Genomic DNA, 19,750 nt, shown 5'->3' with positions numbered 1-19,750 from the left:
GTTTAGACTTCGAAATTCCTACATTCCAAACACTAATTCCGATTTTTCCCACTATATGGACGAACCCAGAGAGACCGCCGGCGCCCAGAGCCTGCGGCGCGCTTTGCAGCTGCTGCGCCTGCTGGCCGAGCACCACGAGGAAGGCATCAAGCTCACCGAAGTGATCGCCGCCTCGGGGCTGGAGCGCTCCACGGTGCACCGCCTGCTCTCGTGCCTGGCCGAGGAGCAGTTCGCCGAACGCGACCCCGACGGCAAGGCCTACCGCCTGGGCATCGACGCCATGCAGCTGGGCTTCGCCTCGATGCGCCGCGTGCCGCTGGTGGACTCGTGCCGCGCGCTCATGCAAAAGCTCGCGCGCATGTCGGGTGACACCGTGTTCCTCGTGATCCGCCAGGGCGACTACTGCGTGTGCCTGCACCGCGAGGAGGGGCACTTTCCGGTGAAGGTGTTCACCACCGACGTCGGCGGGCGCCGCCTGCTCGGCCTGGGCGCGGGCGGGCTGGCGCTGATGGCTGCGCTGTCCGACGCCGAGATCGACCGCATCCTCGAGCGCCACACCGCCGAGTACGCGCAGGCCGGCTTCACCCGCGAGCGCATGAAGCAGGCCGTGAAGCGCACGCGCGCGGCGGGCCATGCGGACATCGTGGACACGCTCACCGAAGGGGTGTCGGGCGTGGGGCGCACGTTCGCGGCGTCGGCCACCACGTTGGCCGCGATCAGCTTCGGCGCCATCACGCCGCGGCTGCCGCCGGCGCGCAAGAAGGAGATGGCGCAGTTGTTGAAGGCGCAGTTGCCGCGCAGCGAAGCGGCGAAGTAACCGGCGCGGAGACCGCGCGATCTCTCAGAGCTCGCCGTTTTCCTCGTGCCCCAGCTCGATCGCCGCCAGCCGTTTGCGCCCGGCCGAGCCGGCGGCCTCGATCACCATCGTGGCGATCAGGTCGCACACGCCCATCACGGCCGCGTGGTTGTCGAGCAGCCCCGGGCCGCGGCAGTCGCATTGCAGCGACCAGGTGGCGCCCGCGAAGTCGGGCGAGGCGCGGTCGCTGATGTAGACGATCTTCGCGCCGACGCGCTGCGCGCCCGCGAGCAGCGTGTCGAGCTGGCGGGTCTGGCGGCGCGTGCCGAACACGATCACGCAGTCGCGCTCGCCCAGCCCCGCCAGGTGCTCGGCCAGCGTCTCGCCGGGACCCGGAATGGCGGTGACGCGCGGCACCACCTGGATGATCTGCCAGCGCAGGTACAGCGCGAACGCGTGGCTGCTGCGCGTGCCGAAGATCAGCACCTGCCCCGCGCCGATGATCGCCTTCACGATCTCGGCCATCTGCTTGTCGCTCAGGCGCTCGAAGGTGCTGGCCAGGTTGGCCTGCGACTGCTGGAAGTGCGTGGCCACGAGGTGCCCGCGCTTGGAGGCTTCGGTGGCGTTCTGGAACAGCGGCGAGCCCGTCTGCTTTTCTTCGCGCACCTGGCGCCGCGCCTCTTCGTAGTTCTCGTAGCCGATGCGCCGGATGAAGCGGCTCACCGTGGAGGGCGACACGCCCGCCAGCTCCGCGAGTTCGTTCCCCGCATAGCTGGCCAGCTCGCCGGGAAACTCCAGGACGAAATCGGCAAGCTGGCGTTCGGTCGCGGACAACTGATCGAGCTGGCTGCGAACGCGGCGGACGAAGGAATCGGCGGACATGGGTGGGCGGTGGGAAGCGGCGCACGATGATGCCATGCGCCTGCGGCACCCCGGGCAAACGCGCGCATTGGACTAAAGTCCCATGACGCCCCCCACGCCACGCGTTACCTTGGGATCGCCACCTTCGGCGATCCCACCTCCCCCTCCGTCCACACACCGATGAGCGCCACCCCACCCACGACGCCCGCCGACCCCGTCTTTGCCGCGCGCATGGCCGCCTTGCGACGCAACTTTCCGTTCTCGCTGCTCGGCGTGATGCTCACGGCGGGGCTGGTGGTGGTGGCGCTGTGGGGCGCGGTTGCGCACGAGCAGTTGCTGGCCTGGGTCGGCGCCAACGCGGTGCTGACGGCAGCGCGCGCGTGGCAGGTCGCGCGCTACCGGCATGCCGAGCACGACCCGGGCGCGCTGCGGCACTGGCGGCGCGGCGCAATGGTGGGTGCGGTGCTCGGCGGGTTGCTGTGGGGGCTGCCGCTGGCGGGGTGGATGCTGCAGGTGCCGCTGCCGCAGCAGATGTTCATCGTGGTGGCGATGCTCACCATGGGCACGGGTGCGATCTACGCCTACTGCATCGACCTGGGGCTGCTCTACGGTTTCCAGGTGACGTACTTCGCGCCCGCGATCCTCGCGATGGCCACGCTCGACGACGTGCTGCTGCGCGTGATGTCGGCGGCCGGCGTGCTCTACCTGTTCGTCACGCTGGCCTTCGCGCAGCGCATGTACCGCACGCAGGTCGACTCGCTCGAGCTGCGTTTCGAAAACCTCTACCTGCTGCGGCAGCTGCGTCTGGAGAAGGACGCGGCCGAGCGCAGCGACCTCGCCAAGTCGCGCTTCCTTGCCGCGGCCAGCCACGACCTGCGCCAGCCGGTGCATGCGCTGAGCCTGTTCGTGGGCGTGCTGCGCGGGCAGGCGCTGCCGGCGGCGAGCCGGCACGTGGTCGACAGCATCGGCCGCGCCGCCGCGGCGATGGGGCTGCTGTTCGAAGGCCTGCTCAACATCTCGCGGCTCGACGCGGGCGTGGTGCGCGTGAAGGCGCGGCCGTTTGCACTGGCACGCCTGCTCGACCAGATCCAGCTGGAGTTCGCGCCGCAGGCGGCGGGCAAGGCGCTGTCGCTGCGCTTGCGCGCGGGCGATGCCGTGGTGCACTCCGACCCCGCGCTGCTCGACCGCGTGCTGCGCAACCTGGTGGAGAACGCGATCCGCTACACGGCGCGCGGCGGCGTGCTCATCGGCTGCCGCCGCGCGGGCGCCGACGCGCTGCGCATCGAGGTGTGGGACACCGGCCCCGGCATTCCGCCCACCGAGCAGGAGCAGGTGTTCTGGGAGTTCCACCAGCTCGGCAACCCCGAGCGCGACCGCACCAAGGGGCTGGGCCTGGGCCTGGCCATCGTGCGGCGCACGGCCGCGCTGCTGGGCCATCCACTGGCGCTGCGCTCGCGCGTCGGCCGGGGCACGGTGTTCTCGGTGACGGTGCCGCTGGCGCGCCAGGCGCTGCCCGCGCCCGAGGCGCCGCCCGCGCCGCTGCCGGCCGACACCGGCCGCCTCGTGCTCGTGGCCGAGGACGACGGCGAAAGCCGCCTGGGCCTGCAGTTGCTGCTCGAAAGCTGGGGCCTGCGGGTGATCGCGGCCGAAGGCGGCGACGAGCTGCTGGCGCTGGCCGCGCGCCAGCCCGGCAAGCCGGCGCTGATCGTCAGCGACTACCGCCTGCGCGCGGGCGAGACCGGCATCGATGTGGTCGACCGCCTGCACGAGGAATACAACGACGACGCCATTCCCGCGCTGATCGTGAGCGGCGACACCGATCCGCGCCGCCTGAGCGACGTGGCGGCGCGCGGCTGGCAGATGCTGCACAAGCCGGTGGACCCAGCGCAGCTGCAGGCGACGGTGTCGCAGCTGATCGCGCCCTAGAAGCCGCGCACGGCCAGGCGATTCCCCCGCATCGGCTGCTGCTGCGTGGAGCAGTGCACGGCGCCGCCGCCCAGCGAGATCGCATCGATGGGCAGCAGCTCGACGCGGCGGCCCGGGAACGCACGCGCGAACACCTCGCGCGCCTGCGCATCGCGCGGCACGCCGAAGGCGGTCGAGATCACCGCGCCGTTGACGAGGATGTAGTTCGAATAGAGGTCGCAAAAGCGCGCGCTCCCGTAGCTGTGCACGTCGCGCGGCACGGGCAGCTCGAGGATCTCGAAGCGACGACCCTGCGCATCGGTCGCCAGTTCGAGCGCGCGGCGGTTCTCCTGCATCGCGCGAAAGTAGTCGCCCTGGTCGGGGTCGGCCGCATTGAAAAGAATGCGGGCCGGCGCAATGAACGACGCGATGCCGTCGATGTGGCCGTCGGTCTCCACCTCGGCCGCGTGGCCCGGCAGCCAGACGATCTTCTGCACGCCCAGCATGCGCCGCAGCTCGGCTTCGATCTCTGTCTTGCGCAGGCCCGGGTTGCGGTTCGGGTGCAGCAGGCAGCTTTCGGTGGTGAGCAGCGTGCCCTGCCCGTCCACGTAGAAGGCGCCGCCTTCGAGCACCATGTCCGAACGCACCAGCGGCACGCCGGTCAGCGCGGCGATGTCCGCGGCGGCGCGCTGGCAGCCGTCATGCGGGTGGTACTTCTCGCCCCATGCGTTGAAGCGGAAGCCCACCGCGGTCTGGCTCGCCTGGTGCTGGTCGACGAGGAAGATCGGACCGCAGTCGCGCAGCCAGTTGTCTTCGGCCGCGATGGGCACCACGCGCACCTGCGGGCCGCAGACCGCGCGGGCCGCGTCGGCCAGCGGCGCATGCGCGGCCACGATGCAGCGCTGGTAGCGCGCGATGGTGCGCGCCAGCAGGCCGAACGCGCGGCAGACCGCGTCGTAGTGCGCGCCCCACAGGGCTTCGCGGTGGTCGAGCACCGGCCAGCCCAGCCAGGTGGCGGCCATCGGCTCCCATTCGGCGGGCATGCGCAGGCCGGCGCGGCGAGCGTCGAAATCGTTGGAAATCAAAGGGTCCTTCAGAAGAAATTGCAGGGACGCCCACTCTGACTTGAATTCCTTCGATGAAAAAGCGACATTTCTTGGCTGAATTCATCGACCCCATTCATATGTCCAACACCCGGCTGCCCTCTTTCAAGTTCCTCATCGGCTTCGAGGCGGCGGCGCGCTTGGGCAACTACTCGCGCGCGGCGGAAGAGCTGTTCGTCTCGCAGTCCGCCGTGAGCCACCAGATCTCGCAGCTGGAGCAGCAGGTCGGCCAGCCGCTGTTCCGGCGCAAGGGGCGCGGCGTGGAGCTGACGGTGGCGGGCAGCCTGCTGCTGGACAGCGTGGGCAAGTCGCTCGAGCACATCCGCAACGGGCTGGCCCGCATCGAGACCTACATGGACGACCGGCTCGTCACGCTGGTGTGTCCCGCGCCCGTGGCCAGCGGCTGGCTGCAGCCGCGGGTCGACCGGCTGCTGCAGGCGCACCCGGACCTGTGCCCGATCATCTCGGTCGACGAAAGCGCGCGCTTCATCGACGAACTCGACGTGGACATCGCCATCACCCGCGCGCCGCTGCGGCAAGAGGGTGTGTTCGAGGTGCCGCTGCTCACCGACGAACTCGTGGCCGTCGGGCCGCCCACGCAGAAAGAGGAAGACAACCTCGGCCTGCTGTGCCTCGAAGAAGACCTCACGAGCGACCGCATCGGCCCCTTCATCCGCGCGCATTTCGGCGGCCTGCGCAAGGCCGCGATCTACGACGACCCGCGCCTGGTGCTCGACGCGGCCTTGCGCGGCCGGGGCATCGCGCTGGTGTCGCGCCTGCTGGCCGACGACGCCTTGCGCACCGGGCAATTGCGGCAGTTGCCGGACACCCCGAGCCTGCCGCTGGGCACCCTCTGGATCGCGTGCGCCGAAGGCCCCTCACGCCTGCCGCTAGTGCGGGAGGTGTTCGACAGCCTGCGGCGGTTTGCGCAGGAAGACGCTGGCGATATGAGCCAGATCGATCAATCCCTTTAAAAGACATCAATTGTGTAGATAGATAGGCGTCGACAGAATTCGGGGTTTCCTAGAACTTAGTAATAACCCTGATTCCAATGACAACGCGACGCACTCTCCTGGGCCTGGGCGGCCTGGGCCTTTTCGGTGGACTCGTGACCGCCTGTGGCGGCGGCGGTGGTGGGAGCGGCAGCGGCATGCTGCCGCCCTTCCCCGTGCCCATGCCGACCCCTTCGCCTGCCCCGGCCCCGGCACCCGCGTCCGGCTGGCGCATGCCCGACGAAGGCGACGCCCACCGCGCCGTGTGGATGGCCTTCGCCGCGCGCGAATCCATCTGGACGGCCGAGATGCGCCAGCCGGTGTTCCAGGCGCTGGCGCGCATCGCCAATGCCATCAGCGTCTACGAACCGGTCAAGATGCTGGTGAACCCCGCGGATGCTTCCACGGCCCGCCAACTGTGCGGCTCCAACGTGCACCTCATCGAACACGCCATCGACGACCTCTGGATGCGCGACACCGGCTGCGTCTTCGTGCGCAACGCCCGTGGCGAGCGCGCCGCCGTGAGCTTCAACTTCAACGGCTGGGGCAACCAGCAGGCCCATGCACGCGACGCCACGGTGGCCGCGCGCATGGCCGAACTCACGGGGGTGCCGCTGCTGCGCAGCAGCCTCGTGATGGAAGGCGGCGGCATCGAGGTCGACGGCCAGGGCACGGCGATCATCACGGAGAGCTGCGTGCTCAACAAGAACCGCAACCCGGGCGTCAGCAAGGCCGACGCGGAGGCCGAGCTCAAGCGCATGCTGGGGCTGGACAAGATCATCTGGCTGCCGGGCATCGCGGGCCGCGACATCACCGACGGCCACACCGACTTCTATGCGCGCTTTCTCAAGCCCGGCGTGGTCGTGGCGGCGCTGGACACCGACCCGAAATCGTACGACCACGCCGTGACACACCGCCACCTGGAACTGCTGACCGGCGCCACCGACGCGCGCGGGCGCCCCCTGCAGATCGTCACGCTGAAGACGCCCAGCCAGGTGCGCCCGACCTTTGCGCGCAAGGAGTTCGCGGCCGGCTACGTCAACTTCTTCCTCACCGACAAGGCGGTGTTCATGCCCGAGTTCGGCGACGCCGTGGCCGACAGCGCGGCCCGCGCGGCACTGGCCGCGCACCTGCCCAGCCACCAGATCGTGCAGCTGGACATCGACGCCATCGCCGCGGGTGGCGGCGGCATCCACTGCACGACGCAACAGGAACCGGCGTGATGCCGCGCCCCCTCCCCTGATTCCGGAGACCGACATGCACCTTCCTCTGACCCGCCGCCGCCTGCTGCACGGCATGGGCCTGGCGCCCCTGGCCTCGTTGGGCCTGGTCGCCACGGCCACCGCCGCGGCGCCCGACACCTGGCACATGCCCGACGAGGGCGACGCGCACCGCGCCACCTGGATGTCCTTCGGCCCCAGCGAACGCGTCTGGGGGCGGCGCCTGCTGAAGCCGGCGCGCGAGCACCTGGCGCAGATCGCCCGCACCATCGCCGCCTTCGAGCCCGTGCACCTGCTGGTGCGCGAGCAGGAGCACGACCTGGCCGCGCGCCTGTGCGGCAACCGCGTGACGCTCGAGGTGCAGCCGGTGGACGACCTCTGGATGCGCGACACCGGCCCCGTGTTCGTGCGCAACGGCGCGGGCGAATGGGCCGGTGTCGATTTCAACTTCAACGGCTGGGGCAACAAGCAGTCGCATGCGCGCGACGCCGAAGTGGCCGAGTACGTGACCGACGCCGCCGAGGTGCAGCGCCTGCGCACGCGGCTCGTGCTCGAAGGCGGCGGCATCGAGGTCGACGGCGCGGGCACGGCGATCATCACCGAGAGCTGCGTGCTCAACCCCAACCGCAACCCCGGCCTGCGCAAGGAGGCCTGCGAAGCCGAGCTCAAGCGCCTGCTGGGCCTGCGCAAGATCATCTGGCTGCCCGGCATCGCGGGCCGCGACATCACCGACGGTCACACCGATTTCTATGCGCGCTTTGCCGCGCCGGGCGTGGTGGTCGCGGGCCTGGACGACGACCCCGATTCCTACGACCACGCCGTGACCCGGCGCCACCTGGAGATCCTGCGCCAGGCCACCGATGCACGCGGCCAGCGCCTGCGCGTGGGAGTGCTGCGCGGCCCGGAATCGGTGCGCAGCACCTTCGAGTCAGACGAGTTCGCGGCGGGCTACATCAACTTCTATGTCTGCAACGGCGCCGTGATTGCGCCGCAGTTCGGCGATGCGCGCGCCGACGGCAACGCCCGCGCGCTGCTGCGCGAGCTGTTCCCCAAGCGCGAGGTGGTACAGCTCGACATCGACGCCATTGCCGCGGGCGGCGGCGGCATCCACTGCACGACGCAGCAGCAGCCGCGCTGATGCGTTGCGGCGCTAGCGCGGCCGCCCGAGCATCCCCGCGCGCCGTGCCGCGATCACGGCCTGCGTGCGGCTGGTCACGCCGAGCGCGCCGAAGATCGCCGAGATGTGCGCCTTGATCGTCTTCTCGCTGGTGGCCAGGCGCAGCGCGATCTCGGCGTTGCGCAGCCCTTCGCACAGCAGCTGCAGCACCTCGGCCTGCCGCGCCGTGAGCGTGCTCAGCACGTCGGTGGGCGTCGACAGCACGGGCAGCGACGCACCGCCCGCCGGCGAGGCCTGCACCACGTTCTGCTCGCCCGCCATGACGCGGCGCAGCGCGTCCATGAGCTGCTGGCTGTCGGCCGACTTGTGCACGAAGCCCTGCGCGCCGGCGTCGAGCGCGGTGTCGATGTCCTGCGGGTCTTCGGAGGCCGACAGCACCAGGATGCGCAGGCCGCCGCGCCGCCGGTGCAGCTCGGCCAGCAGGGCCGCGCCACCGAGGTCGGGCAGGTAGTAGTCGGTCATCACCGCGTCGAGCCGGGGCAAGGTGGCGAGCGCCTCGAGCGCTTCGGCGCCGTTGCGGGCCGTGGCGACGGTCATCGTCGGCTCGGCTTCGCGCAGCGCGAGGAACAGGCCTTCGCGAAACATCGCGTGGTCGTCGATCAACAGGATGGTGGCGGGCATCCTTCGATTCTGGCGGCAACCGGCGTCGAACCCCACGGTTCCCCGTGGGTGCCGGAGGAAACCCGCCGGGTATCGCCCTCAGCGGTCGGCGGGCGGACGGCGCGCCGCCGCCGTGCGCGAGCCCAGCCGGGGCGACACCACGCGCGAGGCCGCGCGACGATGGCGCAGCACGCGCGACCCTCGGCGCCCTGGCGGTGCCGACGTCGGTGCCTGCCGGTGGGCCTCGAACCGTGCTTCCTTCTGCTTCAGGTAGTGCATGAGCACGTGCGACACCATGTTGAGCCCGATGGTGCCGAACGCCGCCGGAAAGATGTACAGCGCGATCGACAGCTCCGACGAGAAGACGACGTCGTCCGCCAGCGAGGGCGTGGCCTGCGCCAGCCGCGCCAGCGCGCGCAGCAGGAAGATGTCCGCGCCCGCCAGCGCGATCAGGAGCAGGCCGAAGGCCAGCACGGTGGTCTTGGAGAACTCGCGCCGCACGAACAGCGTGACGAAGATCGCGGCGGGCAGCACCAGCGAGCACAGCACCAGCGCCCAGAAGCGGACCTCGGTGAATATCGTCGCGTCTGAAAGCAGGTGCATGGGCAGAGCGTTGAAGGGCGGGCGGCGGGTCGGCCGCTCCGAAGGCGCATTGGGCCACGGGCGGCGCGTTGCAATTTGTCCGCTGGGTGAAGCATCGGTAAAGCCCCCAAGGTGCGTCCACGGCAGGGGAAACCCGCTGGGCCCGAACCCGGGGTCGCTGGCCACAATGCCGGTGCGCGCATCGGCGCAGGGCGCCCCAACATCCAACGACAAGAAGGACCAGATGCCATGGCGGAATTCGACTACGTGATCGTGGGCGGCGGCTCGGGCGGCGCCACGCTGGCCTCGCGCCTGAGCGAGGACCCGTCGGTGACGGTCTGCCTCATCGAGGCCGGCGGCGACGGACGCGGCATCCTCGTGCGGGCGCCGGCCGCCGTGGTGGCGATGCTGCCGGGCCGCCCGCGCATCAACAACTACGCCTACCAGACCGTGCCGCAGCCCGGCCTGAACGGGCGGCGCGGCTACCAGCCGCGCGGGCGCTGCCTGGGCGGCTCCAGCGCGATCAACGCCATGCTCTACGTGCGCGGCCACCGAGAGGACTACGACGACTGGGCACGCGCGGGCTGCGCCGGCTGGAGCTTCGACGAGGTGCTGCCGCACTTCCTGCGCGCCGAAGGCAACCAGCGCGGCGCCAGCGCGCTGCACGGCGCCGACGGCCCATTGCAGGTGTCGGAGCAGCAAAGCCCGCGCGCCATCACCGAGGCCTTCGTGCGCGCCGCCGCCGAGTGCGGCATTGCGCGCAACGACGACTTCAACGGCCCCGAGCAGGAAGGCGCGGGGCTCTACCAGGTCACGCAGTTCCACGGCGGCGCGAAGAACGGCGAGCGCTGCTCGGCCGCCGCGGCCTACCTGCACCCGGTGATGGACCAGCGCCCCAACCTCTCGGTGATGACCGGCACGCAGGCCCTGCGCGTGGTGCTCGAAGACCGGCGCGCGGTGGGCGTCGAAGTGCGGCGCGGCGGCAACGTCGAAACCATTCGCGCGCGCCGCGAGGTGGCGCTGTGCGGCGGCACCTTCAACTCGCCGCAGTTGCTGATGCTCTCGGGCATCGGCGACCCCGACGAACTCGCGCGCCACGGCATCGAAGTGCGGCACGCGCTGCGCGGCGTGGGGCAGAACCTGCAGGACCACTGCGACTTCATCGTCGCCTACAAGTCCAAGCAGACCGACATGTTCGGCATCGGCCCGGTCGGCGGGCTGCACCTGCTGAAAGCCATCAACCAGTGGCGCCGCGACGGCACGGGCCTCGTCGCCACGCCGTTCGCGGAAGGCGGCGCCTTCATCAAGTCGTCGCCCGAACTGCGCCGGCCCGACCTGCAGCTGCACTTCGTGATCGCGATCACCGACGACCACGCACGCAAGCTGCACGCGGGCTTCGGCTTCTCGTGCCATGTGTGCGTGCTGCGCCCCAAGGGCCGGGGCGATGTGCGCCTGAACGACGCCAGCCCCGACTCCGCGCCGCGCATCGACCCGCGCTTCCTGGCCGACCCGGAAGACATGGCGCTGCTGCTGCAGGGCGTGAAGAAGACGCGCGAGATCATGCGCGCGCCCGCGCTCGAAAAATACCGCCACCGCGAGGTCTACACCGCCGACGCCCACACCGACGTGCAGCTCGAAGAGCACATCCGCGCGCGCGCCGACACCATCTACCACCCGGTGGGCACCTGCAAGATGGGCGTCGATGCGATGGCGGTGGTCGATCCGCAGCTGCGCGTGCACGGCATCGCGGGCCTGCGCGTGGTCGATGCCTCGGTGATGCCGACGCTGATCGGCGGCAACACCAACGCGCCGACGATCATGATCGCGGAGCGCGCGGCCGGCTGGATGCGCGGGCCGGCCTCCTTCGCGGCATCCGCTACGGCAGTGCCGTCGATGAGCCTCGCACCATGAGTTCGCCCGGCAGCAGCAGCTGACGCGGCGCCGCGTCGAGCCCGCGCAGGCGCTCGATGAGGCAGGTGGCGGCGGCGCGGCCGATCTCGTCGGTCGGCTGTGCCACGGTGCTCAGGCCCGGCCCGATGAGCGAAGCCCATTCGGGATCGTCGAAACCCACAAAGCCCAGGTCGGCGCCGAAGCGCCAGTCGAGCCGCGCCATGGCCTGCGCCACGCGCAGCGTGACCACGGCATTGCCCGCGACCACCGCCGCGCGGCGGCCCCGTTTGGCGCGCTGGCGCAGCGCGCGCAAGGCCTCGTCGAGCGCGTCGTTCTCGCCCTCGACCGATTCGAAGACCTCGCCCGCCACGCGCGGCTCGTGCGCGGCCACGCAGGCGCCGAAGGCGGCCGTGCGCTCGCGCCGCGAACTCACGCCCTTCTGCGGCTCGGTGACGTACAGCAGCTCGCGGTAGCCGCCCTCGACCAAGTGGCCGCAGGTGTCGCGCATGGCGGCGTGGTTGTCGAGCGAGACGAAGTCGGTGTGCATGCCCGTGTGCCGGCGGTCGACCAGCACGGCGGGCTTGCCGTGCAGCGTGACCGCATCGACCACGTTGCTGCCGCGCCCCAGCGTGTTGAGGATGAAGCCGTCGACCTGGTAGCCCGCGAGCGCATTGATGGCTTCGCGCTCGCGTTCGCTCTCGTTGCCCAGGTTGAACAGCATCACGAGGTAGCCGGCGTCCTGGCAGGCCTTCTCGGCGCCGCGCAGCACGGCCACCGAGTACGGGTTGGTGATGTCGGCCACGATCAGGCCGATGAGCCGCGAGCGGCCGTGGCTCAGCGCCTGCGCCATCGGGCTGGGCGAGTACGCCAGCTTGGCGATGGCGGCCTCGACGCGCGCGGCGATGTCGGGACTCAGCAGGCGCTCGCGGTGGTTCAAAAAGCGCGAGACGGTGGCCTTCGAGACGCCCGCGGCTTCGGCGACGTCGGCGATGGTGGCGCGGCCTGTGGGCTTCATGTCAGGCGGCGGCCGTGTCGTAGGGTGCCGTGGGCTTCTGGCCGGCCAGCACCTGCAGCAGATTGGTCGTGGCCAGCTCGGCCATCGCGTGGCGCGTCTCGTGCGTGGCCGAGCCGATGTGCGGCAGCGGCGTGACGCGCGGGTGCGTGCGCAGCGGCGAGTCGGCCGGCAGCGGCTCTTTCGCGAACACGTCGAGGCCGGCGGCGCGCAAGGTGCCGTGGTCGAGCGCGTCGAGCAGCGCGGCTTCGTTCACGGTGGCGCCACGGCCGCCGTTGATGAAAGACGCACCCGGCTTCATGCGCGCGAAGAAGGCGGCGTCGATCATGCCGCGCGTGGCGTCGGTCAGCGGCAGCATCGCGAGCACGATGTCGGCGCGCGCGAGCAAATCATCGAGCGGCGTGTGCGTGGCGCGGCCTTGCAGCTCGGGCGCCTGCGTGGCCAGGTCGACCGCGCGACGCGCGTGATAGAGCACCGGCATGCCGAAGCCCAGCGCGGCACGGCGCGCCACGGCCTGGCCGATGCGGCCGAAACCGAGGATGCCCAGCGTCTTGCCATGCACGTCGGTGCCGAAGAATTCCTCGCCGATGTTCTTGGTCCAGCGGCCTTCGCGCACCATCGTCGACAGTTCGACCACGCGGCGCTGCGTGGCCATGAGGATCGCGAACACCGTGTCGGCCACCGTCTCGGTGAGCACGTCGGGCGTGTGGCACAGCACGATGTGGCGCTTGTGCAGTTCGGCCAGCGGGTAGTTGTCGACGCCGACCGACACGCTCGAAATCACTTCGAGCTGCGGCGCCGCATCGAGCAGCGCAGCGTCGACGTTGTAGCTCGAACCGATCAGCCCGTTCGCGGTGGCAAGCGCAGCGGCAAAGGCCTCGGGCGCCTTGCGCGGATCGGCCACGGTGACGTGGTGCACGGCCTGCAGGCGCGCGAGTTGGTCTTCGGGCAGCGCCCGGAACACCAGCACGTTCTTCTTCGTCATCAGAGCCCCGCTTCTTCGAGTTGCGCCCGCGTCGGCAGGCCTTCGGTGTCGCCGAGCACCTGCACGGCACGTGCGCCGATCCAGGCGCCGCGACGCACTGCGTCGGGCACGCGCTTGCCTTCGAGCAGCGCGCTCACCACGCCGGCGGCAAAGCCGTCGCCCGCGCCCACGGTGTCGATCACTTCCTTCACCGGGAAGCCGTCGACATGGCCGGTGCCGGCCACGTCGCTGTCGTAGTACGCACCGGCGGCGCCGAGCTTGACGACGACCAGCTTCGCACCGCGTTCGCGGTAGAACTTGGCCACGTCTTCGGGCTTGTCGTGGCCCGTGAGCAGCAGGCCCTCTTCGATGCCGGGCAGCACCCAGTCGGCCCGTGACGCGAGTTCGTTCACCCAGTGCCGCATCGTCTCGGTCGACGACCACAGCGTGGGCCGCAGGTTGGTGTCGAACGAGATGGTGCGGCCGGCCGCACGCATCACGTCCATGGTCTTGAGCGCCGCCTGCAGGCTGGTCTCGGAGATGGCCGCGAACACGCCGGTGGCGTGCAGGTGGCGTGCCGAGCGCAGCCAGGCTTCGTCGACATCGGCCGGGCCCATGTGGCTCGCGGCCGAGCCCTTGCGGTGGTATTCGATCGGCGGGTCGCTGCCGTCGGTGACGCGGCCCTTGAACTGGAAGCCGGTGCGCTGCGTCGCGTCGGTGATCACGTGCGAGCAGTCGATGCCCTCGGCGCGCATCGCGGCCAGCAGCGCGCGGCCCATCGAATCGGTGCCCAGGCGGCTGGCCCAGCCCACCTTCAGGCCCAGGCGCGACAGGCCGATGGCCACGTTGGTCTCGGCGCCGGCGGTGCGCTTGTGGAACGACTGGGCGTCTTCCAGCGGGCCGGGCCGGTCGGCCACGAGCAGCAGCATGGCTTCGCCGAACAGCGCGACGTCGAAGGCGGTGGGTTGCGTCATGTGTGTGTTCCTACGCCCGTGCGGCGCGGATGAAGTCGATCTGCGTGCGGGTGACGGCCAGCAGGTCGTCGCCCACCAGAGGGTATTCGATGGCGTGGGGCACATCGGCCGGCAGTGCGCGCAGCACCGCGCGCCACGGCGCGACCGAGTCGCCCAGCGGCACCGCCACCCATTTGTGCGGCAGGCGCTGCGCGCCCTTGCAATGCACGTAGCGCACGCGGTGGCCGAGCGCCTGCGCGGCCTGCAGCGGGCACTCGCCGAGCCAGTGCCAGTTGCCCATGTCGAAGGTCATGCCCAGCGGCACGCCAGCGCGGTCGGCCACGTCGAAGAAGGTCTGCAGCGCGGCCAGCGTGCCGGCGCGCACGGTCTGGTCGTTCTCGATGAGCAGCTCGACGCGGGTTTCGGCCAGCGCCACCTTCAGGCCCCAGAGCGAGCCGTGCGACGAAGCCTGGAAATCGCCGATGGCCATCTTGAGCCGCTTCGCGCCCACGCGCGTGGCGGCGGCGATGCCGCGTTGCAGCGCGGCGCTGTCGAGCCAGCCGCCTTCGGCCCACAGGCCCTCGGGGCTGGAGTACACGGAAGCCAGGCCGTCGAGCGCAGGCAGTTCGGCTTCGGCGTCGCGCAGCATCTCGCCGCGCACTTCCACCGAATCGGCACCGGCCGCGCGCGAGAGTTGCGAGCACCAGAGCTGGCCGTGCCGCCCCACCTCGGCCGCACCGAAAGACGACAGAGAAATCAGGACTTCGAAGGCCATCAGTGGGCTTGGTGCGAGCTGAGAATTTGCCCGAGGAACTGGCGCGTGCGCTCGTCCTTGGGGTTGCCGAAGAACTCCTGCGGCGGTGCCTGCTCGACGATCTTGCCGTCGGCCATGAAGATCACGCGGTCGGCCACGCTGCGGGCAAAGCCCATCTCGTGCGTGACGCACAGCATGGTCATGCCGTCTTCGGCCAGGCCGATCATGGTGTCGAGCACTTCCTTGACCATCTCGGGGTCGAGCGCGGAGGTGGGTTCGTCGAACAGCATGATCTTGGGCGACATGCACAGCGCGCGCGCAATCGCCACGCGCTGCTGCTGGCCGCCCGACAGCTGGCTCGGGTACTTCTTCGCCTGCTCGGGAATGCGCACGCGCGTGAGGTACTTCATGGCCACCTCTTCCGCCTGCGCCTTGGTCATGCCGCGCGAGCGCATCGGCGCCAGCGTGCAGTTCTCCAGGATGGTGAGGTGCGGAAACAGGTTGAACTGCTGGAACACCATGCCGACTTCGGCGCGCACCGCGTCCACGTTCTTGCCGCCCGCGGTGAGGTCAATGCCGTCGACCACGATGCGGCCCTTTTGCACCGTCTCGAGCCGGTTGATGCAGCGGATGAGCGTCGACTTGCCCGAGCCCGAGGGCCCGCAGATCACGATGCGCTCGCCCTGGCGCACCGACAGGTCGATGCCGGTCAACACCTGGAATTCACCGTACCACTTGTTGACCGCTTCCATGCGGATGATCGATTCCGTCGTCATGCCAGGATTCTTTCTTCTTCAGCCGCGGGGGCTCACTGCATCTTGGGCAGGTCGGCCTGCAGCCACTTCTGGTACAGCTTGTTCAGCTCGCCGTTGGCGGTGTTCTTCTGCACGAATTCGTTCACGGCCTTATGCAGCTCTTCCTGGCCCGGACGCATCGCGATGCCCATCGATTGCTGCACCAGCGTGAACTTGTTTTCGAAGGTGTTGGCCGGCACGCGCTTGGCGATCTGCGCAGCCACCGTGACCGAGCAGCCGATCGCATCGACCTGGCCCGAGATCAGCGCCTGCATGGCCGAGGCGTCGTCGTCGAAGCGGCGGATTTCCGTGCCTTCCGGTGCGGCCTTGGTCACGGCCACGTCTTGCGTCGAGGCGCGGGCCACGCCCACGCGCAGGCCCTTCAGGTCGCCTGCCGCCTTGATGGAGGTCTTGGTCGCGCCGTACAGCACGATGGTCGCGGCCGCGTAGGGCTGCGAGAACTGCACCTGCTTGGCGCGCTCGGGCGTCACGGCCAGCGAAGCCACCAGCAGGTCGACCTTGTTGGTCAACAGGAACGGAATGCGGTTCGGGCCGGTCACCGGCACGATGTTGGCCTTGACGCCCCAGTCTTTCGCCAGCAGCTTGGCCACGTCGGCGTCGTAGCCGTCGGGCTGGTTCTTCGCGTCGGTGGTGCCGTAGGGCGGGAAGTCGACCAGCATGCCGATGGTGATCTCGCCCTTCTTCTTGATGTCGGCCATGCTTTGTGCCGAAGCGAAGGGAGCGAACACGGTCAGCGCGGCGCCGAGGCCCAGGGCTGCAATGGCAGCGCGGCGGGTGGTGGTAACGGTCATTGGATGTGTCTCCTGAATAAAGAAAGGAAGCGACGAGAAAGGAAAAGCGAAAAGGGTCAACGCGCGAGCGCCTGGGCGCGCTTGCGCTCCATGCGGGCTGCCAGCAGCGACAGCGGCCAGCAGATCACGAAGTAGATGGCGGCCACCACCGAGAACACGATGAGCGGCTGGAAGGTGGCGTTGTTGACGATCTGCCCGGCGCGCGTGACCTCGACGAAGCCGATGATGGCCGCGAGCGACGTGCCCTTGATGATCTGCACCAGGTAGCCCACCGTGGGCGCCAGCGCGATCTTGAAGGCCTGCGGCAGCACCACGTCGCGCATGCGTGCCACGTAGTGCAGGTTCAAAGCCTGCGCCGCCTCCCACTGGCCGCGCGGAATGGCCTGGATGCAGCCGCGCCAGATTTCGCCCAGGAAGGCCGCGCTGTTCAGCACCAGCGCCACGCCTGCGGCGACCCACGGGTTGATGTCCAGCCCCAGCACCGGCGCGCCGAAGAACACCAGGAACAGCTGCAGCAGCAGCGGCGTGCCCTGGAAGATCTGGATGAAGGTGGTCGACACGGCGCGCGCCCACGTCGATTCCGACGTGCGCATGAGCGCGATGAGCAGCCCCAGGATGGCGCCCCCCACGAAGGCGATGGCCGACAGCGCCAGCGTCCACTGGGCTGCTTCGAGGATGAAAAGGAATTCGGGAAAACCGAAGGTGCGCATGGTGTGTGCTCCGTCCGTCGTGGTCAGTCAGTTACCGGCGGTCCGGGTAGTTGAGCGTGCGCTTGTAGATCAGCTTGAACATGGCCGAGAAGGCCAGCGCCAGCGCGAGGTAGATGGCCGCGACCACGATGTAGATCTCGAAGCTGCGGAAGGTCTGCGACTGCAGGTTGGCGGCCACCGAGGTCAGGTCGTCGGCCGAGATGACCGAGACCACGGCCGAGCTCAGCATCAGCAAAATGAACTGGCTCGTGAGCGCGGGGTAGATGGCCTTCAGCGCGGGCTTGATGATCACGAAGCGGAAGATCTCCCAGGGCTTGAGGTTGAGCGCGCGGCCCGCCTCGATCTGGCCCTTGGGAATCGACTCGATGCCCGCGCGGATGATCTCCGTGGCGTAGGCGCCCAGGTTCACCACCATCGCCACCAGCGCGGCCGTCTGCGGCGACCAGCGCAGGCCGATGGCCGGCAGCGCGAAGAAGAAGAAAAACAGCTGCACGAGGAACGGCGTGTTGCGGATCACCTCGATGTAGGCATTGACGATGAAGCGCAGCCAGCCCGGCCCCGAGGTCTTGCCCCAGGCACAGAAGATGGCCACCACCAGCCCCAGCAAGGTGGCGGTGAGCGAGAGCTGCACCGTGATCCACGTGCCCTTGAGCAGCAGCGGCCAGGCGGCAAAGACGGCGTCGAATTGGAACTGGTAGTTCATGGCGGAGCGTGCACGGCCAGGCCGTGCGCAGACCCTGAAAGGAATGCTTGCAGCTTAAATGAAACCGGTTTCAGGCCTAGCTAGGGATTCCCCTAGGTGGGCGTTTTGCCCTACCCGCCTGCCTACACTGGCGCGATGCCGAACCCCCACGCGGACCCCACTTCTCCCCCGGCAGGCACCCCGGCCACCGGCCCCGTCGTGCAGCATTTCCGGCAGGCGCTGCTCTGGCCCTTGCGCCTCGTGCCGGCGCCCGGCGCGGCGCCCACGCACCACGGCCCCTGGCACGTGCTGCGCGACCTGGGCGAGGCCTCGCCCTGGCGCGAGGAGGTCGACGAATACACCGGCGAGAGCGGCCGCTTCCACGAGCGCCACTACAACGAGTTCGTGAGCTTCCTGCCGTACGTGCAGCGCTTCCTGTACGGCGAAGGCCGATCGCGCGGCAGCACCGACGGCACAGGCAGCGACGGCGATTCGCCGATGCGCGTGTTCCGCCGCCGCGACATCGCGTCCGTGCGGCTGGTGGCGCACCCCGGCGAGGCGCCCATCACGCTCGACGTGATTCACTGCGACCTGTACTTCTTCTTCGACATCGACGTGGTGCTGCTCAACCTCGAGGTCGGCACCGACCACCTGAGCCTGGCGCAGGCGCAGGACATCCTCTACCGCTTCGGCCGCGCCTACCCTTCGGGCTGGGAGCCCGACGGCGCCGCCCTGCACTGCATGGCCAGCGTCGAATGGCTGGACGCCGACGGCCGCGTGCTCGCCGCCTCCGACGCGCAGCAGCGCGACGCCTTCCTGTCGCACGTGGCCCAGCACCGCGCGCCGCGCATCGCCGCGCACTGGGCCTACCTGATGCAGCCGCTGGTGAGCGACCACTCGGACGACCCCGGCGTGCTGCGCTACCGCCAGATCGAGTACTACCGCATGCCGGTGATGGCCTACCTGTCGCTGGACGACCCGCGCCGCCTCACGCGCGACGACTTCGTGCGGCTCGCGCTCGTCACCGGCGCGGGCGGCGCCGACGCCCACCTGCCCTATGCCGAGCACCACCTGGCCGACTTCGAGCACAAGTACTGCTACGACCGCTTCTGGGTGAACACGGGCGCGGCGCCCAACACGCGCTACCTGTGCAACGGCCACGCCCTCGTCGTGGTGGGCGACGCGCGCTCCGAGTTCTTCTGCTGCCGCGACCGCGGCGTGCTCGCGCAGTTCAGGCACCAGCACTTCCTGCTGTTCCTCATCGCGCACTTCCAGAAGGCCTCGCTGCTGATGTTCTCGGACCAGCTGGTCGAGGCACTGAAGAAGCTCGACATCCGCAGCACGCCGAGCGTGAAGCAGTTCAAGCGCGCCATCCGCGCGAGCTTCGAGCGCTTTCTTCGCTTCACGCACCGCTACTGGTTCCACGAGATTTCGGAGCAGGCGCAGGTGCGCGCGCTCTCGCACATGTGTGCCGCGCACCTCGGGCTCGACCCGCTGTACGACGAGGTCAAGTCGCGCATCGCCGACATGAACACCTACCTCGATGCCGACAGCCTGCGCCGGCAGGCCAGCACCGTGGTGCGGCTCACGGTGGTCACGCTGTTCGGCCTCATCGGCACCGTCACCACCGGCTTCCTCGGCATGAACCTGCTGGCCGAAGCCGACGCGCCGCTGTGGCGCAAGGCGATCTGGTTCGGCGTGGTGTTCGTGTTCACCACCTGGCTCACGATCTACACGATGGTGAAGTCGCAGCGGCTGTCGGACTTCATCGATGCGCTGTCGAACGACCGGCTGAGTTTTCGCGGCAAGCTGGCTGCGCTGGCGCGGGTGTGGCGGGCGGGGGCGGACTGAAGGGTCTTGTTCAGGGCGACGCTCACGCCGACGCGGTACCTTGCTCCGCGAATGTCCCCCGGGGCTTCGCCCCTCCTCCTTGATTTCGCTGC

General features: G+C 69.6%; 19 protein-coding genes. 7 read left to right on the top strand and 12 right to left on the bottom strand.

What is annotated here, in order from left to right:
• The first annotated feature begins 55 nt into the window (after positions 1 to 55).
• Positions 56 to 817 carry an IclR family transcriptional regulator gene (locus tag AC1RL8_RS10465; protein WP_095744772.1) on the top strand — a complete coding sequence of 254 codons (762 nt, stop codon included), beginning with the start codon at positions 56 to 58 and terminating at the stop codon, positions 815 to 817.
• 24 nt (positions 818 to 841) lie between these two features.
• Here the strand turns inward: AC1RL8_RS10465 and AC1RL8_RS10460 are convergent, their stop codons facing one another.
• Positions 842 to 1,678, bottom strand: coding sequence for a MurR/RpiR family transcriptional regulator (locus AC1RL8_RS10460; RefSeq protein ID WP_062480494.1), 837 nt, complete (start codon positions 1,676 to 1,678; stop codon positions 842 to 844).
• A gap of 159 nt (positions 1,679 to 1,837) precedes the next feature.
• Here AC1RL8_RS10460 and AC1RL8_RS10455 point away from each other — a divergent pair, with 159 nt between their 5' ends.
• Positions 1,838 to 3,583, top strand: a complete 1,746-nt coding sequence (locus tag AC1RL8_RS10455) for an ATP-binding response regulator (RefSeq protein ID WP_492685231.1) — start codon at positions 1,838 to 1,840, stop codon at positions 3,581 to 3,583.
• Here the strand turns inward: AC1RL8_RS10455 and AC1RL8_RS10450 are convergent.
• Positions 3,580 to 4,647, bottom strand: a complete 1,068-nt coding sequence (locus tag AC1RL8_RS10450; protein ID WP_253252368.1) for an agmatine deiminase family protein — start codon at positions 4,645 to 4,647, stop codon at positions 3,580 to 3,582. The genes AC1RL8_RS10455 and AC1RL8_RS10450 overlap by 4 nt on opposite strands.
• 98 nt (positions 4,648 to 4,745) lie before the next feature.
• Between AC1RL8_RS10450 and AC1RL8_RS10445 the strand changes: the two genes are divergently transcribed.
• From AC1RL8_RS10445 to AC1RL8_RS10435, 3 genes are all read left to right on the top strand, one after another.
• Positions 4,746 to 5,639 carry a LysR family transcriptional regulator gene (locus tag AC1RL8_RS10445; RefSeq protein WP_492685230.1) on the top strand — a complete coding sequence of 298 codons (894 nt, stop codon included), beginning with the start codon at positions 4,746 to 4,748 and terminating at the stop codon, positions 5,637 to 5,639.
• Between the two features lie 77 nt (positions 5,640 to 5,716).
• Positions 5,717 to 6,880 carry an agmatine deiminase family protein gene (locus tag AC1RL8_RS10440; protein ID WP_492685229.1) on the top strand — a complete coding sequence of 388 codons (1,164 nt, stop codon included), beginning with the start codon at positions 5,717 to 5,719 and terminating at the stop codon, positions 6,878 to 6,880.
• 34 nt (positions 6,881 to 6,914) lie between these two features.
• Complete coding sequence (locus AC1RL8_RS10435; protein WP_492685228.1) at positions 6,915 to 8,015, top strand: agmatine deiminase family protein; 1,101 nt, start codon at positions 6,915 to 6,917, stop codon at positions 8,013 to 8,015.
• A gap of 12 nt (positions 8,016 to 8,027) precedes the next feature.
• Here AC1RL8_RS10435 and AC1RL8_RS10430 read toward each other — a convergent pair whose 3' ends face one another.
• Both AC1RL8_RS10430 and AC1RL8_RS10425 read right to left on the bottom strand, forming a co-directional pair.
• Positions 8,028 to 8,675 (bottom strand): response regulator transcription factor, encoded by a 648-nt coding sequence (locus AC1RL8_RS10430; protein ID WP_139703137.1) that lies wholly within the window; start codon positions 8,673 to 8,675, stop codon positions 8,028 to 8,030.
• A 78-nt stretch (positions 8,676 to 8,753) separates the two neighbouring features.
• Positions 8,754 to 9,257 (bottom strand): hypothetical protein, encoded by a 504-nt coding sequence (locus AC1RL8_RS10425; protein WP_492685227.1) that lies wholly within the window; start codon positions 9,255 to 9,257, stop codon positions 8,754 to 8,756.
• Positions 9,258 to 9,485: 228 nt separating this feature from the next.
• Here AC1RL8_RS10425 and AC1RL8_RS10420 point away from each other — a divergent pair, with 228 nt between their 5' ends.
• On the top strand, positions 9,486 to 11,147 hold the full coding sequence (locus tag AC1RL8_RS10420) for a GMC family oxidoreductase (RefSeq protein WP_492685226.1): 1,662 nt from the start codon (positions 9,486 to 9,488) through the stop codon (positions 11,145 to 11,147).
• On the opposite strand, the gene AC1RL8_RS10415 is transcribed toward AC1RL8_RS10420, so the two are convergent.
• From AC1RL8_RS10415 to AC1RL8_RS10380, 8 genes are read right to left on the bottom strand one after another with little or no spacing between them, the layout of a single operon-like run.
• On the bottom strand, positions 11,113 to 12,141 hold the full coding sequence (locus tag AC1RL8_RS10415; RefSeq protein ID WP_062474737.1) for a LacI family DNA-binding transcriptional regulator: 1,029 nt from the start codon (positions 12,139 to 12,141) through the stop codon (positions 11,113 to 11,115). The genes AC1RL8_RS10420 and AC1RL8_RS10415 overlap by 35 nt on opposite strands.
• A 1-nt stretch (position 12,142) precedes the next feature.
• Complete coding sequence (locus tag AC1RL8_RS10410; RefSeq protein ID WP_492685225.1) at positions 12,143 to 13,123, bottom strand: 2-hydroxyacid dehydrogenase; 981 nt, start codon at positions 13,121 to 13,123, stop codon at positions 12,143 to 12,145.
• Positions 13,123 to 14,076 (bottom strand): sugar kinase, encoded by a 954-nt coding sequence (locus tag AC1RL8_RS10405; RefSeq protein WP_492685224.1) that lies wholly within the window; start codon positions 14,074 to 14,076, stop codon positions 13,123 to 13,125. The genes AC1RL8_RS10410 and AC1RL8_RS10405 overlap by 1 nt, the downstream gene beginning before the upstream one ends.
• Positions 14,077 to 14,086: 10 nt before the next feature.
• The gene (locus AC1RL8_RS10400; protein WP_492685223.1) at positions 14,087 to 14,830 is read right to left on the bottom strand and encodes a sugar phosphate isomerase/epimerase family protein; all 744 of its coding nucleotides are present in this window, start codon (positions 14,828 to 14,830) and stop codon (positions 14,087 to 14,089) included.
• Positions 14,830 to 15,585: an amino acid ABC transporter ATP-binding protein gene (locus AC1RL8_RS10395; RefSeq protein WP_056583293.1), complete on the bottom strand. Its 756-nt coding sequence runs from the start codon at positions 15,583 to 15,585 to the stop codon at positions 14,830 to 14,832. The genes AC1RL8_RS10400 and AC1RL8_RS10395 overlap by 1 nt, the downstream gene beginning before the upstream one ends.
• Before the next feature lie 32 nt (positions 15,586 to 15,617).
• Positions 15,618 to 16,415 (bottom strand): transporter substrate-binding domain-containing protein, encoded by a 798-nt coding sequence (locus AC1RL8_RS10390; RefSeq protein WP_159277491.1) that lies wholly within the window; start codon positions 16,413 to 16,415, stop codon positions 15,618 to 15,620.
• 56 nt (positions 16,416 to 16,471) lie between these two features.
• Positions 16,472 to 17,125 (bottom strand): amino acid ABC transporter permease, encoded by a 654-nt coding sequence (locus AC1RL8_RS10385; RefSeq protein WP_062474720.1) that lies wholly within the window; start codon positions 17,123 to 17,125, stop codon positions 16,472 to 16,474.
• A gap of 31 nt (positions 17,126 to 17,156) precedes the next feature.
• Complete coding sequence (locus AC1RL8_RS10380; protein ID WP_062474717.1) at positions 17,157 to 17,828, bottom strand: amino acid ABC transporter permease; 672 nt, start codon at positions 17,826 to 17,828, stop codon at positions 17,157 to 17,159.
• 135 nt (positions 17,829 to 17,963) lie between these two features.
• Between AC1RL8_RS10380 and AC1RL8_RS10375 the strand changes: the two genes are divergently transcribed.
• Positions 17,964 to 19,658 (top strand): hypothetical protein, encoded by a 1,695-nt coding sequence (locus tag AC1RL8_RS10375; RefSeq protein ID WP_492685222.1) that lies wholly within the window; start codon positions 17,964 to 17,966, stop codon positions 19,656 to 19,658.
• The last annotated feature ends 92 nt before the right edge of the window (positions 19,659 to 19,750 follow it).

The organism is Variovorax sp. GW822-FHT04E09 (assembly GCF_058800845.1).
This window is presented reverse-complemented; position numbering and strand designations above follow the sequence as displayed.